This window comes from Amycolatopsis umgeniensis, from assembly GCF_014205155.1.
Lineage (GTDB): Bacteria > Actinomycetota > Actinomycetes > Mycobacteriales > Pseudonocardiaceae > Amycolatopsis > Amycolatopsis umgeniensis.
In genome coordinates, this window is the sequence record NZ_JACHMX010000001.1 from 2,962,611 (window position 1) to 2,977,430 (window position 14,820).

13 protein-coding genes are annotated in these 14,820 nt (G+C 68.1%); 5 read left to right on the forward strand and 8 right to left on the reverse strand.

Translation table 11 applies throughout. From position 1 onward, the window contains the following. Positions 1 to 30: 30 nt before the first annotated feature. The 7 genes from HDA45_RS13515 to HDA45_RS13545 form a co-directional block, all read right to left on the reverse strand. Positions 31 to 447: a S26 family signal peptidase gene (locus tag HDA45_RS13515; RefSeq protein ID WP_184895211.1), complete on the reverse strand. Its 417-nt coding sequence runs from the start codon at positions 445 to 447 to the stop codon at positions 31 to 33. Beyond that, complete coding sequence (locus HDA45_RS13520; protein ID WP_184895213.1) at positions 444 to 2,273, reverse strand: ATP-binding cassette domain-containing protein; 1,830 nt, start codon at positions 2,271 to 2,273, stop codon at positions 444 to 446. Before HDA45_RS13520 ends, HDA45_RS13515 begins: the two co-directional genes overlap by 4 nt. Next, positions 2,270 to 2,812 (reverse strand): TlpA family protein disulfide reductase, encoded by a 543-nt coding sequence (locus tag HDA45_RS13525; RefSeq protein ID WP_184895215.1) that lies wholly within the window; start codon positions 2,810 to 2,812, stop codon positions 2,270 to 2,272. The genes HDA45_RS13520 and HDA45_RS13525 overlap by 4 nt, the downstream gene beginning before the upstream one ends. Positions 2,813 to 2,814: 2 nt before the next feature. Then, positions 2,815 to 3,366, reverse strand: coding sequence for a MauE/DoxX family redox-associated membrane protein (locus tag HDA45_RS13530; RefSeq protein ID WP_184895217.1), 552 nt, complete (start codon positions 3,364 to 3,366; stop codon positions 2,815 to 2,817). A gap of 61 nt (positions 3,367 to 3,427) precedes the next feature. Next, positions 3,428 to 3,601: a hypothetical protein gene (locus HDA45_RS13535; RefSeq protein ID WP_158255732.1), complete on the reverse strand. Its 174-nt coding sequence runs from the start codon at positions 3,599 to 3,601 to the stop codon at positions 3,428 to 3,430. Positions 3,602 to 3,853: 252 nt separating this feature from the next. After that, positions 3,854 to 6,025, reverse strand: coding sequence for a 3-hydroxyacyl-CoA dehydrogenase NAD-binding domain-containing protein (locus tag HDA45_RS13540; protein WP_184895219.1), 2,172 nt, complete (start codon positions 6,023 to 6,025; stop codon positions 3,854 to 3,856). Positions 6,026 to 6,035: 10 nt separating this feature from the next. Next, positions 6,036 to 7,247: an acetyl-CoA C-acetyltransferase gene (locus HDA45_RS13545; protein ID WP_184895221.1), complete on the reverse strand. Its 1,212-nt coding sequence runs from the start codon at positions 7,245 to 7,247 to the stop codon at positions 6,036 to 6,038. A 145-nt stretch (positions 7,248 to 7,392) separates the two neighbouring features. Between HDA45_RS13545 and HDA45_RS13550 the strand changes: the two genes are divergently transcribed. The 5 genes from HDA45_RS13550 to HDA45_RS13570 all read left to right on the forward strand — a co-directional run bounded on the left by HDA45_RS13550 (position 7,393) and on the right by HDA45_RS13570 (position 13,740). Further along, entirely contained in the window at positions 7,393 to 8,586 is a 1,194-nt protein-coding gene (locus HDA45_RS13550; protein ID WP_184895223.1) for a TetR/AcrR family transcriptional regulator, read from the forward strand. 35 nt (positions 8,587 to 8,621) lie between these two features. Next, positions 8,622 to 9,827, forward strand: coding sequence for a low temperature requirement protein A (locus HDA45_RS13555; RefSeq protein ID WP_184895225.1), 1,206 nt, complete (start codon positions 8,622 to 8,624; stop codon positions 9,825 to 9,827). A gap of 204 nt (positions 9,828 to 10,031) precedes the next feature. Beyond that, the gene (locus HDA45_RS13560; RefSeq protein ID WP_184895227.1) at positions 10,032 to 11,327 is read left to right on the forward strand and encodes an acyl-CoA dehydrogenase family protein; all 1,296 of its coding nucleotides are present in this window, start codon (positions 10,032 to 10,034) and stop codon (positions 11,325 to 11,327) included. Between the two features lie 18 nt (positions 11,328 to 11,345). After that, the gene (locus tag HDA45_RS13565; RefSeq protein ID WP_007033833.1) at positions 11,346 to 12,554 is read left to right on the forward strand and encodes an acyl-CoA dehydrogenase family protein; all 1,209 of its coding nucleotides are present in this window, start codon (positions 11,346 to 11,348) and stop codon (positions 12,552 to 12,554) included. Positions 12,555 to 12,705: 151 nt separating this feature from the next. Further along, on the forward strand, positions 12,706 to 13,740 hold the full coding sequence (locus tag HDA45_RS13570; RefSeq protein ID WP_184895230.1) for an MASE1 domain-containing protein: 1,035 nt from the start codon (positions 12,706 to 12,708) through the stop codon (positions 13,738 to 13,740). Here the strand turns inward: HDA45_RS13570 and HDA45_RS13575 are convergent. Continuing rightward, positions 13,704 to 14,759: an alpha/beta fold hydrolase gene (locus tag HDA45_RS13575; RefSeq protein ID WP_184895232.1), complete on the reverse strand. Its 1,056-nt coding sequence runs from the start codon at positions 14,757 to 14,759 to the stop codon at positions 13,704 to 13,706. The genes HDA45_RS13570 and HDA45_RS13575 overlap by 37 nt on opposite strands. Between the last annotated feature and the right edge of the window lie 61 nt (positions 14,760 to 14,820).

Consider the following 14,820-nt stretch of genomic DNA (forward strand, 5'->3'; position numbering starts at 1 on the left):
AGGCCCGCAGTAACGGGCCTTTCCCGGTACTCAGCCGAGACGGCGAAGCGCCAGGCCGAAGACCCGGTCCTCGGGAAAGTACCCGTGATGCCGCGAATCCGCGCTGAGCGCCCGGTTGTCGCCCAGCACCACCAGATGCCGTGGCGGCACGACCGCACCGGCCGCGACACGGCCCGCCGCTTCCTCGGGGACCGTGTCCCCGCCGACCGCGACCACCCGTTTGACGGTCCAGCGCACCGGCAGCGGACCCGAACCGGGATTCTCGAGCACGACGACGTCCCCCACCGCGATGGCTTGGGGGCGTTGCCGCGCCAGTATCCTGTCGCCCTCGTGGAACGTCGGCGTCATGCTGGAACCCGTCACGGCGATCACCGCCCAACGCCGCTTAGCCCAGCGCAGCACCAGCAGACCGGAAGCCGCCGAAGCCAGCAGGGCCAGGATCTTCACGAGACTTCCTGAACGTATCCGTTGGCCTGCAGCCGGAAGAGCCGCGAATAGGTGCCGTCCAGCGACACCAGTTCGTCGTGGGTGCCCAGCTCCGCGACCCGGCCGTCGACGAGCACGGCGATCCGGTCGGCCGCCCGTACGGATCCGAGCCGATGGGAGATGAGCACACTCGTGCGGCCGGCTCGATGCTCGGCGAGCGAAGTGTGGATCTCGTGTTCGGCCTCGGCGTCGAGCCCCGACGTGGGCTCGTCCAGGATGAGCAGATCCCGCTGGTCCCGCAGGAACGCCCGCGCGAGCGCGACCCGCTGCCATTGCCCGCCTGAGAGCAGGACACCGGTTTCCGGATCGTCCTTGTCCTCCTCGCTGACGAAACTCCGGGAAAGAAGTGTCCGGTAACCGCGAGGCAGATTCGCGAGCGTGTCGTGGATTCCCGCTCGCTCGGCCGCGGCTGTGAGCCGCTCGTCGACAGGGCCCAGTTCGTCCGCGCCGTCGACGTCACCGAGCGCGATGTTCTCCGCCGCGCTCATCTCGTAGGTCATGAAATCCTGGAACACCGCGCCGAGTCTGCGTCTCAGTTCGTCGACCGGCAGATCGCGCAGGTCGGCACCGTCCCAGAGCACGGCTCCGCGGGTCGGGTCGTAGAACCGGCACAACAGTTTCACCATCGTGCTCTTCCCCGCCCCGTTGTGCCCGACCAGCGCCATCGACTCTCCACAAGGGATGAAGAGGTTCACCCCGCGCAGCACCCACGGATGCCCTGGGCCGTAGCGGAACCAGACATCGCGGAACTCGATCCCATGCCGCAGCGGCGAAACCTTTCCCGGCTCCGGCGGAACGGGGAGATCGGAGCCTTCCGTCGTCACGGTGCGGTAGTGCTCGAACAACAGCAGGGCGTTGTGCGCCGCACCGATCCGGCCGATCAGATTGGCGAGTGAACCCTGCACGCCCGCGACGGCCGCGGTGAAGACAGCTATGTCACCGACGGTCAGCTGACCTCGGCCCGCGGCCAGCACCGCCCAGACCAGCCCGGTACCGGCGACGACGGCGCTGAGCGCGCCCAGCAACCCCTGGACGCGCAACTCACGAAGATCGGTACGGCGTCGTTGCGTGTTGGCCTTGCCGAGCTCGGCCAGCATCCGGCCCCGGAACAGCTTGCCGAGCCCGAGCAACCGGATCTCCTTGGCGGCGTCGAGGCCGGTCATCAACTGCATGTAGAAGAACTCACGCCGTTCGGTGGGGCTGAGACCGGTCAGCACCTGCGCACGGCGCTTGCTCAGTTTCAGTTCCGCGATGAGCGTCGGGACCGCGGCGACCATCACGACCGCGGTGACCGGGAGGCTGACCGCCGCCAGCGACACCAGGAACCCGACCGTGGTCAGCACGGCCTGGACGCCGCCGACGAACGAATCCAGGATCACGCCGGGACCGGAGTAGCTGTGCTGCTGGGCCAGGTGCAACCGGTCACGGTAGGCGGGCTGTTCGAGGCGGGCGAGGCCGGCCAGCCGTCCTGTCGCGAGATACAGCCGGTCCCTGGTGAGCAGGGTGACCCGGCGGGTGAGCTCACCCGACAGGTACCGCCCGGCCTCGCCGAGCAGCGCGACCGACACTCCCGCGACAGCGAGACCCACGGCGAGCAAGGTCAGCTCGTCCAGCCGGACCTCGGCCGCGACCACCCGGTCGAGAACGAGCTTGGTCAACCACGCGACGATCACCGGCAGGACACCCGTCAGCACGCTGATCGCGAGACTGCCCAGCAGGATCAGCGGCGCGGCGGCCCAGGCGACACCCAGCGCGACGACGGCCGACCGCGGGCCAGGAGAGCTCACCTGACCGCCAGGCGCGGCAGCACTTCCGGCTGGAAGCCGGCGGCCACGACCCGCCCACCGGGACCGAGCATCGCCACCACGGGCGTTCCGCGTACCTCGAAGGCCTTGCTGACCACGCCCCCGACCGGCTCGACGACGACACGGGCCACCGGTGCCAGCCTGGCGACGAACTCGGCCGCGCCGTCGGCGTCTCCTTGGACCACGGCGAGAACGTGCTCCCGGGGATGATCTTTCGCGTGCTCGACGAAGTCAGGAAGCTTCTCGATACACGTATCGCACTCGACGGCGAAGAACCCCGCGAGCGTCTGTTCGGTGAAGCCGGACCGCGATACTTCGGCACCGTCGATGGTCCGCGCGGTGAAGTCCGCGACCCGGTTCCCTTCGGCCACCATGACCGGCCCCGCGGGAACGCGGTTCTCGAGCGCCTTGCCGATCAGCTCGGAGTGGGTGCGCAGCCTCTTGATCACCCCGAACGTCAGCACCAGATCGAGCACGAGCAGAGCGCCGACCAGAACGAGAACGGCGATCAGGATCCCCATACCTACTCCTTGACGAGTTCCGGGACGTCCCGGAAAAGTTCCACGATGTCGTCGGAGCGCACGGCGACGAAGCCGACGACGAGACCGGCGCAAAGCGCGACGGCCGTTCCCGGAAGAGCGCCGTGCGGTGATTCGACGAGGGAAGCCACCGAGCCGATCAGCGCGATACCCAGCAACAGGACGTTGCGCACCACCTGGGGTACGCCGAGTGGCATCGCGCTCCTGCCGAAGCAATGACACGGCGCGCGTTCGCCGCGCGACAGCGACAGCGTGATCGCCGCGGTGAACACCGCGAGAAGCGCCGCCGCACCGGTGAATGCCGGGAAGAGGGCACTCCACCACCGGCCCGCCGAACCGGTGATCAGCACCCCCACGATGACGAATTCGACCGCGACGACCATTCTCGCGACAATGGCGCGTCGCGCGCGCGGAATCAGTCCCAGTGGCCCCGCGGACGCCACAAAGGAACGAAATCTTTCGCCGCCGAATTTGCCGGCGGCGGAGATACCGAACACGAGAGTCAGCGCGGCGGCGCAAGCGATCGACAAGTACATGCGTTCTCCCCACCCCTGGAAAGGGAAGACGGCGGCCGAAGCCGCCGTCTTCCGGCACTTCTCAGCAGCGGGTGCTGACCTGGTAGCAGAGGCAGCTCACGCAGTCCTTGTAGAAATGCCACCTGCGCCCGGCCTCGTCGGGCCAGCACCCACAGAATTCGTGCGCCGCCGCCGGCACTTCGGGCACCACTTTGCCCAGTAACCGATCACCGAGTTTCTGAACCAATTCGAGCATGACAAATACCACCTTCCCCAGTTCCAGTGAATTTGACGTGCATCAGCGGGAGAATAGACGGACTTCAAGCCAAAGAAATCATTACTCCAACCCCCAGTCGGCCGGCCCCCACCGATTCGGTCACGATAGCGGGAGAAATACGGCAAGGCAACAGGCTGCGAACGCGCCACCCCTTTGCCGCACAGAAGGGGCCGTTCAGGACGATGTCTGTCCTGAACGGCCCCTTCGTGTCATGCCTGGCCGGGAAGTGGCTTACTCGTAGATCTCACCCTTCGCGGCCTTCTCGACCAGCGAAGCGGGCGGGGTGAAGTGGTCACCGTAGCGCTCGGCCAGCTGGCGCGAACGGTCGACGAAGCCCTGCAGACCACCCTCGTACTGGTTGATGTACTGGATGACACCGCCGGTCCACGCCGGGAAGCCGATGCCGAAGATCGAGCCGATGTTGGCGTCGGCGATGGTGGTGAGCACACCCTCGTCGAAGCACTTCACGGTCTCGAGCGCCTCGGCGAACAGCATGCGCTCCTTGAGGTCCTCGAAGGGAACCTCGGCGCTGCCCGACTTGAACGCGTCGCGCAGGCCCGGCCAGAGACCGGTCCGCTTGCCTGCCTCGTCGTAGTCGTAGAAGCCCGAGCCGGTGGAGCGGCCCTTGCGGTCGAACTCCTCGACCATCCGGTCGATGACACCCTCGGACGCGTGCCCGTTCCAGGTGCCGCCTGCCGCCTCGATCGCTTCGCGCGTCTCCTTGCGGATCTTGCGCGGCAGCGTCAGGGTCAGCTCGTCCATCAGCTGCAGCGGCGGGGCCGGGTACCCGGCCTGCGAACCGGCCTGCTCGATCGACGCGGGCTCGACACCCTCGCCCAGCGCGGCGACGGCCTCGTTGATGAACGTGCCGATGACGCGCGAGGTGAAGAAGCCGCGGCTGTCGTTGACGACGATCGGGGTCTTCTTGATCTGCAGCGTGTAGTCGAAGACCTTCGCCAGCGTGGCGGGCGAAGTCTTCTCACCGCAGATGATCTCGACCAGCGGCATCTTGTCCACCGGCGAGAAGAAGTGGATCCCGATGAAGTCCTCGGTGCGCTGGACGCCCTCGGCGAGCGAGGTGATCGGCAGCGTGGAGGTGTTCGAGCCCAGCACGGCGTCCGGGTTGACGAAGCCCTCGATCTCCTTGAAGACCTTGTGCTTCAGCTCGACGCTCTCGAAGACGGCCTCGATCACGAAGTCGACGCCGGCGAAGTCCTCCGCCTTGTCGGTCGGCTTGATCTTGGCGAGCAGCGCGTCGGACTTCTCCTGCGTGGTCTTGCCACGGGAGAGAGCCTTCTCCTCGAGCTTGACCGCGTAGCCCTTGCCCTTTTCGGCGCCTTCGAGGGTGACGTCCTTGAGCACGACGTCGATACCGGCCTTCGCCGAGACGTACGCGATCGCGGCGCCCATCATGCCCGCGCCGACGACGCCGACCTTCTTGGCCGTGTACTTCTCGAAGCCGTCCGGTCGCGAGCCGCCGGAGTTGATGCTCTGCAGGTCGAAGAAGAACGCCTTCGTCATGTTCTTCGAGACCTGGCCGGTCGCGAGGCTGATGAAGTAGCGCGTCTCGACGGTGATCGCGGTGTCGAAGTCGACTGTCGAACCCTCGATGGCCGCGGCCAGGATCGCCCGCGGGGCAGGCATGTTGGCGCCCTTGATCTGCTTGCGCAGGTTCGCCGGGAACGCGGGCAGGTTCGCCGCGAAGCTCGGGTTCGACGGGGTGCCGCCCGGGATCTTGTAGCCCTTGACGTCCCACGGCTGCACGCCGCCCTCGGGGTTGGCCTTGATCCACGCCTTCGCGGCCGGGACCAGTTCCTCGACGGTGCCGACGAGCTCGTGCACGAGGCCGAGTTCCTTGGCCTTCGCCGGACGGTGCCGCTGGCCCTGCAGCAGCACGTTCAGCAGCGCGCTCTGGATGCCCAGCAGGCGAACGGTGCGGACCACGCCACCGCCGCCGGGGAGCAGGCCGAGGGTGACCTCGGGGAGACCGATCTGGCTGCCCTTGACGTCGGCCGCGATGCGGTGGTGCGTCGCGAGCGCGATTTCGAGGCCGCCACCGAGCGCGGCGCCGTTGATGGCGGCCACGACCGGCTTGCCCAGCTGCTCGAGCCGTCGCATCTGGCCCTTCATCAGGGCGCTGCTCTCGGTGATCTCGGCCGCGTTCTCCGGCTTGGCCTTGATCAGGTCGTTGAGGTCGCCACCGGCGAAGAAGGTCTTCTTGGCCGAGGTGAGGACGACACCGGTGATGCCGTCCTTCTCCGCCTCCAGGCGGTCCACGACCACGCCGAGCGACTCGCGGAAGTCGGCGTTCATCGTGTTGGCGGACTGCTTCGGGTCGTCCAGGGTGAGCACGACGATGCCGTCGGCGTCCTGCTCCCAGCGGATGGTCTTCGCTTCAGTCATTGTCTCTTCCTCAGACCCGCTCGATGATGGTCGCGACGCCCATGCCGCCGCCGATGCACAGGGTGACCAGGGCGCGGCGCGCCTGACGACGCTCCAGCTCGTCGACGACGGTGCCGACCAGCATCGCGCCGGTGGCGCCCAGCGGGTGCCCCATCGCGATGGCGCCGCCGTTGACGTTGACCTTCTCCTCGTCGAGGTGCAGGTCCTTGATCCACTTGAGGACGACCGAAGCGAAGGCCTCGTTCAGCTCCCACAGGTCGATGTCGTCCGGGGTGAGGCCGGCGATCTTGAGGACCTTCTCGGTGGCCGGGGTCGGGCCGGTGAGCATGATCGTGGGCTCGGAGCCGACGGTCGCGGTGGCCACGATGCGGGCACGCGGGGTCAGGCCGAAGTCCTTGCCGATCTGCTCGTTGCCGACCAGCACCACCGCGGCGCCGTCCACGATGCCGGACGAGTTGCCGCCGGTGTGGACGTGGTTGATGCGCTCGACCGAGTGGTACTTCTGCAGCGCGACAGCGTCGAAGCCGCCCAGCTCGCCGATGCCGGCGAAGGCGGGCTTGAGCTTGCCGAGGCCCTCGACGGTGCTGCCGGGGCGACGGTGCTCGTCGTGGTCGAGGATCGTGACGCCGTTGATGTCCTTCACCGGGACGACGGACTTCGCGAAGTAGCCGCCGGACCAGGCCGCTTCGGCCTTCTCCTGCGAACGGACGGCCCACGCGTCGACGTCCTCGCGGGAGAAGCCCTCGATGGTCGCGATCAGGTCGGCGCCGGTGCCCTGCGGGACGATGTAGTTGTCGTACGCGGTGGCCGGGTCCATGAACAGCGCGCCGCCGTCGGAGCCCATCGGCACGCGCGACATCGACTCGACGCCGCCGGCGATGATCAGCTGATCCCAGCCCGAGCGCACCTTCTGCGCGGCGGTGTTGGTGGCTTCGAGGCCGGAGGCGCAGAAGCGGTTCAGCTGTACGCCCGCGACGGTCTCGGGAAGACCCGCGTTCAGCGCGGCGGTGCGCGCGATCACGGCGCCCTGCTCGCCGACCGGGGACACCACGCCGAGGACGATGTCGTCGATCACGGCGGGGTCGAGGTTCGGGTGCCGGACCTTCAGTTCCTCGATGAGGCCGACCACCAGATCGACCGGCTTGGTGCCGTGGAGGGCACCGCCCTTGTTCTTGCCGCGAGGCGTACGGATCGCCTCGTAGATGTAGGCCTCGCTACTCACAGAAAAACTCCTCCGCGTACGGCGCTGTATCAGGACGGATCGTACCGGCCAGTAGCCATGCTAATGGTCATTAACATAAACCGCGATAACCCCATGGTGTCAATGGGTTGCGATGCACGCAACCGGCGCTATCGTGTGTTCACCTATGGATCACCCGACAGAGCGTTCAGCCCGACCGCGCGACCGCAAGGCCCAGCTGGCAGGCCTCGCCGCGGAGCTGTTCCGCGCCCGCGGGTTCCACGGCGTCGGCATCAACGACATCGCCGCCGCGGCGGGTATCACCGGCCCCGCCCTGTACCGGCATTTCGCGGACAAGCAGGCGGTGCTGTCCTACGTCGTGTTGTCCGGCATCGACGACATGGAGACGGCCACCACCGAAGCGCTCGCCGACGTCGACCTTCCCGTTCCCGCCCAGGTCAACGCCCTGTTGGACACTCTCGCCGCACAAGCCGTGGAGCGGCGGGAGGTCGCCGCGCTGTGGCGCTGGGAGGGCAGGCATCTGCCCCGGGACGGCCGCCGGGAGATCCGCCGCCGTTCGGGCGCGGTGCTCGCGGCGTGGTCCAAGGCACTGCTCGCGGTTCGTCCCGAACTGACCGCCGACGACGCCGAGCTGCTGTGCTGGGCGGGGCTGAGCGTCTTCGGGAGCGTGTCCGTCCATCACACGTCCGTGGCGAAGAAACGCTTCGCGCAGATCCTGGTGCAGCTGGCGGAGTCGGTGCTGCATGTCACACTGCCCGAGCCCGCGGAGTTGCCGGACGAGACGCCGTCGATCGCGCTCGGCGAGCCGTCCCGCCGCGAGCAGATCCTCGCGGCCGCGACAGAGCTTTTCGGACAGCGCGGCTTCCGCGCGGTGAGCATGGAGGAGATCGGCGCGGCGGCCGGGATCGCCGGGCCCAGCGTGTACCGGCACTTCCCCAGCAAGGCCGCGCTGATGGTGGCGATCGGGCACCGCGCGGCCGACAGGCTGGCGCTCGCCGCGGAACGCGCGCTGCGGACCGACGACGAGCGTGACGCGCTGCGCAGGCTGGCGGCGTCCTATGTGCACACCCTGCTGCACACGCCCGAGCTGCTGGTGTCGTTCTCCGGCAGCCCCATGGAGCTGCCGGAACGCGACAAGGCGGACCTGATCCGGGTCCAGCGGGACTACGTCGCGCGCTGGATCGCGCTGGCTTCGGAAGTCCGCCCGGAACTGAGCCTGCGCGAAGTGAAGATCACCGTGCACGCGGCGCTGACCATCGCGAACGACCTCGCGCGCACCCGCCGGGTCAACGGCCGCCCGAACATCGAGGCCGAGCTGACGACGCTGATGCACGCCGTCCTGAAGGTCAGCTCTCAGTAAACTCGCGTGTTCCGCAAAGGCACCGAGGGCACGATGTGCGCGTGCCCTTGCATCTGGTGACCCGGGACGAAGACCACAAGGTCTCCCCGCTGGAGCTCTTCTTCGATCTGGTCTTCGTCTACGCCATCACCCAGACCACCCAGCTGATGGCCGACCACCTCTCCCCGCTCGGCATCGGGCAGGGGGTGGCCACGATCGCCGTGCTGTGGTGGTGCTGGTGCGCCTACGCCTGGCTGGCCAACACCCTGCACGTCGACCGGGGCATCGCCCAGCTGGCGATGTTCGCCGCGATGGGGACGATGTTCCTCGTCTCGCTGACCATCCCGGAGGCGTTCACCGACCTGCCCGGCGGCCTGTACGCGCCGCTGATGTTCGTCGGCTGCTACTTCATCGTGCGGCTGCTGCACCTGCTCGCCTACTTCGGCGCCGCCCGGACCGATCCGGGACTGCGCAAGGTGATCCTGAGGATGTTCGTCGGACTGCTGCCGAGCGTCGCGCTGCTGACCGTCGCGGCCTTCTTCACCGGCTGGGTCCAGCTCGGCATCTGGGCCGTCGCGCTGCTCGCCGACTACGTCAACGTCTTCCGGACCCGGTCTTCGGACTGGCGGCTGCACCAGCCCGGTCACTTCGCCGAGCGGTTCGGGTTGATCGTGATCATCGCGCTCGGCGAGTCGATCGTGGCGATCGGCATCGGGATCAGCTCGTATCCGATGTCCTGGCCGATCACCCTCGCCGCCGTCTTCGGGCTGGTGCTGGCGTCGGCGATGTGGTGGATGTACTTCGCCGTCGTCGCGCACGTCTCCGAGCACAACCTGAAGCGCGCGGAGGGCGTGGAGCGGGTGCAGATCGGGACGGACACCTACACATTCCTGCACCTCCCGCTCATCGCCGGGATCGTGCTCGTGGCACTGGGGCTGAAGAAGTCGCTGCTGTACGTGTCCGATACTGAGCACCACAGCCTCTCCGACAGCCTGCACGGGACACCGATCTGGGCGCTCACCGGCGGGCTCGCGCTCTATCTGATCGCGTTGAGCGGGCTGCGTCGGCGGAACCTCGGTTCGTGGAACGTGCAGCGGCTGGTGCTCGCTGTCGTCCTGCTGGCGGCGACGCCGTTGCTGGAACTGGTGCCCGCGGTCGTGCTGGTCGGCATCGTGGCGCTCGCGGCCGTGGGATTGGTGATCTTCGAGAGGCGCCGGCTGGCGAAGCGACCACTGGTGACCGAGACCCCGGATCTGGGCTGAAGGGGCCCTTCACCGAGTGAGATGCGAGGAAAGACCCCTTCACCTCGTGAGCAATCCGGCCTCCCCGACGGACCCAAATCACTCACGAGCGTGACGTTCGCCTCCCCCCTGGTAGCGCATCGGCCTCAAGGGAGTTAACCTACTCACGAGTAGGTAAGCGAGGCAGGGAGACTCACCGTGGGTGCGCCTAGGAAACGAGACGCGATGGGCCTTGGCCTGTCCGCGCTCACCCGGCTGGCCGGGAGCAAGGTCATTGAACGGGCCGGACTTCGGAAGCCCGTGCAGAACCTGGTCAGTGCCGGGACGCGCAACGGCTTCCGGGTCGCGGGCGCGGCGGGACGGACGTTCAAATCCGCCCAGAAGCTCGGCAAGCCCGCGCGGCTCGCGCCGGCCGAGGACACGGGGCTGTTCGACCTCACCCCGAGCGAGGACCAGCAGCTCATCGTCGAGACCGTGACGGAGTTCGCGGCCGAACAGCTGCGGCCCGCCGCCGCCGACGCCGACGCGAAGCTCCAGGCGCCCGAAGGCCTGCTGAGCCGCGCCGCCGAACTCGGCATCACGCTCGTCGGCATCCCCGAGGAGCTGGGCGGCATCGGCACCGAACGTTCGGTCGTCACGAACGCGCTGGTCGCCGAGGCCCTCGCGCACGGCGACCTCGGACTGGCCGTCACGGTGCTCGCGCCGTCAGCGGTCAGCACCGCGCTGGTGTCCTACGGCGACGAGCAGCAGCAGGCGGACTACCTGCCCGCGTTCGTCGGCGAGAACGTCCCGGCCGCGGCGCTCGCGCTACAGGAGCGGACGGCGCTGTTCGATCCGTTCAAGCCGGCCACCAAGGCCCGCCGCACGCCGAAGGGTTACCAGCTCGACGGCGTGAAGTCACTGGTCCCGCGTGCCGCGGACGCCGAACTGTTCATCGTGTCGGCCGATCTCGAAGGCCGTGGTCCGGCGCTGTTCCTCGTGGAGTCGTCCAACTCGGGCGTCACCATCGAGACCGAACCGGCGATGGGCCTGCGCGGCGCGGCGACCGGCAAGCTGCACCTGGAGAAGGTCGCCCTGCCCGCCGGAGCGCTGCTCGGCGGCGGCAAGGCCGAGGTCTTCACCGAGGTCGTCCGGCTCTCGCGGCTCGGCTGGGCCGCGCTGGCCGCAGGAACCGCGAAGGCCGTCCTCGACTACGTGGTGCCTTACGTCAACGAGCGCAAGGCGTTCGGCGAACCGGTGAGCCACCGGCAGGCCGTCGCGTTCTCGGTGGCCGACATCGCCATCGAATTGGAAGGACTGCGGCTGGTCGCGCTCCGCGCCGCCGCTCGCGCAGAACAGGGCAAACCGTACGCCCGCGAGGTCGCGCTGGCCCGGAAGCTGGCCGCCGACAAGGGAATGCAGATCGGCAGCGCCGGTGTGCAGCTACTCGGCGGGCACGGCTTCGTCAAGGAACACCCGGTCGAACGCTGGTACCGCGACCTCCGGGCGATCGGCGTCATGGAAGGCGCCGTCCTTCTCTAGGACTTTCGAAAGGCAATCATGATCAACCTTGAGGTTCCGAAGAAGGCCGGCACCCTGATCAACCAGGCGTACCAGGCCGCGGCCGAGGTGTTCCGGCCGATCTCGCGCAAGTACGACCGCGCCGAGCACACCTATCCGGCCGAACTCGACATGTTCGCCGCGCTGCTGGACGGACTGAACTCCTCCGGCGAGGGCGGTGCGGGCGCGGCGGGCGTCCGCCGGTCAGAGAAGAACGAGAAACCGGGCAACCGCAACGGGTCCAACCTGAACATCGTGCTCGGCACGATCGAGATGTGCTGGGGCGACGTCGGACTGCTGCTGTCGATGCCGCGTCAGGGCCTCGGGAACGCCGCCATCGGCTCGGTCGCCACGGACGAACAGCTCAAGAAGTTCTCCGGGCTGTGGGCCGCGATGGCGATCACCGAACCGGACTGCGGCTCGGACTCGGCCGCGATCACCGCCACCGCGCGCCTCGACGGCGACGAGTACGTGATCAACGGCGAGAAGATCTTCGTGACCGCGGGCGAACGCGCCGACGCCGTCGTCGTCTGGGCCACTCTGGACAAGACGAAGGGCCGCGCGGCGATCAAGTCCTTCGTCGTCGAGAAGGGCACGCCCGGCTTCGAGGTGGTGCGCGTCGAGCACAAACTCGGCATCCGCGCCTCCGACACCGCCGTGCTGCGCTTCGAGAACGTCCGCGTGCCCAAGGAGAACCTCCTCGGCACGCCGGAGATCGACACCGCCAAGGGTTTCGCCGGGGTCATGCAGACCTTCGACAACACCCGTCCGCTGGTCGCCGCCATGGCCATCGGTGTCGCCCGCGCGGCGCTGGAGGAGACCCGGAAGATCCTCACCGACGCCGGCGTGACCATCGACTACGACAAGCCCGTCCACAGCCAGCACGCGGCCGCGGCCACGTTCCTGCAGCTGGAAGCCGACTACGAAGCGGCGTACCTGCTGACCATGGAATCGGCGTGGATGGCCGACAACCGCAAGCCGAACTCGCTGCAGGCCTCGATGGCCAAGGCGAAGGCGGGCCGGTCGGTCGTCGAGATCACGCTGAAGTGTGTCGAGCTGGCCGGAACCTTGGGCTACACCGAGGAATCGTTGCTGGAGAAGTGGAGCCGGGACGCGAAGATCCTCGATATCTTCGAGGGCACGCAACAGATCCAGCAGCTGATCGTGGCTCGCCGGATCCTGGGCAAGACCAGCGCCGAGCTCAAGTAGCACCCCAGTGCCACGAAGGGGGCCCGTGCAGCTGCACGGGCTCCCTTTTCGTTTATTCCCAACAGAATGACAACACCATCAAGTGAACCGCCGTGGCGACCGGACAGAGGTACCCTCAAACCTTCCTTTGCCCGCTAAGGCCGGAGTCGCGATGAGACTCGCCGCTCGACAGCTCTCCCCTGCCGCACGCTGGTGCCTCATCGTTCTCGCCATAACCGTGGGCTACTTCGCGGCGGGCCAGATCGGGATCCAATGGGCGATCGTGCGGGAGCAGATCTCACCATTGTGGCCCGCGGCCGGGGTCGCGCTGGTGGTACCGATGCTGCTGGGGCCGCGGTTCTGGCCGGCGATCTTCTTCGGCGCCCTCCTGACGAACATCGCCCTCGGCCCCTCCTTGATCACGGTCATGGTGATCTCCGCGGGGAACACGCTCGGGCCGATGCTGGCCTACGCGGTGATGCGGTGGCTGGGTTTCCGCAACCAGCTCGACAGGCTTCCCGACGCCGTCCTCCTGGTGGTGGTCGGGGCGATCGGGGGCACGGCCGTCAGCGCCGCGCTGGGCACCGGCGTGCTGGTCCTCAGCGACGCGCTGAGCCCGCCGGACTTCTGGGCCACGGCGCTCGTGTGGTGGACCGGCGACGCGATGGGCGTCCTGACGATCACGCCTTTGCTGCTCCTCGCGCCGAGGTTCCGCCTGCCGAGGCGAGTTTCACTCGCGCGCTGGGGTGAGGCGGTGGCGCTCGCGATCCTCGGCATCGGCACGGCGATCCTCGCGTCCACGACGACGTCCAAGCTGTTCTTGGTCTTCCCCGTGCTCGTCTGGGCCGCGTTGCGCTTCCGGCAGGCCGGGGCGCTGCTGTGTTCCTTGTGCGTCTGCACTTTCACGATCTTCGCCGCCGTGAACGGGCTCGGCCCCTACGGTCCCTACGAGCTCGTCACCCGCATGCTGCACGTCCAGGCCTTCGACGCCACCGTCGGGCTGACGGCGCTGGCGCTGTCCACGATCGTCCTGCAACGCGACCGCGCCACCGCGGAGATCACCGACGCCTGGCGCCAGATCACCGAGATGGTCGACATGATCGCGCCACGCCAATCCCTGCGCAGCGCGATGACCACCCAGCGCAAGGACGGCGAACCCGCGGCTGAGGCTCAGGCGGCCTGTTCGTCGAGGAAACAGTCGAGGTAGCGCCATGTGGTCCCGCGCGCCTTCCGGCCGGTGAGGACGCCCAGGTGCCCGCCGGGCGCGGTCTCGAAGGTCACCGACGGTGAGTTGTCCAGCAGGTCGGTGAGCCGTTCGACGGCCGCGCGCGGGGCGATCGTGTCGTTCTGCCCGGCGATGATCAGGGTCGGCACCTTGACCCCGGACAGCGCGATGATGCGGCCGTTGAGGTCGACAGTGCCCTCGGCGAGATCGTTGGCGCGGAAGAACCGGTGGTAGATCTGGCCGAACGTCCGTCCGGGGTAGGCGATCATGTTGTCCATGAAGTGGTCGACGGCCTCGATCTGCGCCAGATAGTCCCGGTCATCGAGATTCTTCAGGATCGCGAGGGGTTTGGTGATCTCCTTGCTGATCCCGGTCGCGCGGAAGACCCGGCTGACCAAATAGGACGGTGCGCCGCCGAGCACGCGGTAGATCGGGGTCAGCAGATGACCGCCCGTGAGGTCCACCAGCGGACGGAACGGGGCGATCAGCGGGATCGCGGTGAAGTCGAAGGGCGACGCGATGGTCGCGATCGACTCGATCGGCAGTTCGGGCTGATCGGCGGCGGTCAGCAGGGAGAAGATCCCGCCGAGGCACCAGGCGACGACGTGGACAGGCCGGCCGCCGGCGTCCTCGCTGACCTTGCGGATCGCCCGCGGGAGCACCTCGTCGATCCAGTGCTCGATGCCGAGGCGCCGGTCTGAGAACGCGACGTTCCCGTAGTCGACCAGGTAGGTGTTGCGGCCGCCGTCGACCAGATGCTCGGCGAGGCTGCACCCGCGGCGCAGGTCGAAGCACAACGCGGGCGCGGCCAGCGGCGGCACCAGCAGCACCGGCGGGCCGGACGCCGGGTCCTTGCCGTTCGTCAGCCGGTACACCGAACGGTTGGGGCCTTGGTCGATCAGGACGCGCGGAACCGGGCGGAGATCGGCGACACCACCGTGCAGCACCTTCCCGACGACGTTCGACGCGGCGGCGGCGAGCCGTGCCGGGGGTGTTGCCATGAGGTGCCTCCTGGAGGGATGAACGCGGTAATGAGCAATCTTGCCGCCTACGGGCGCACGA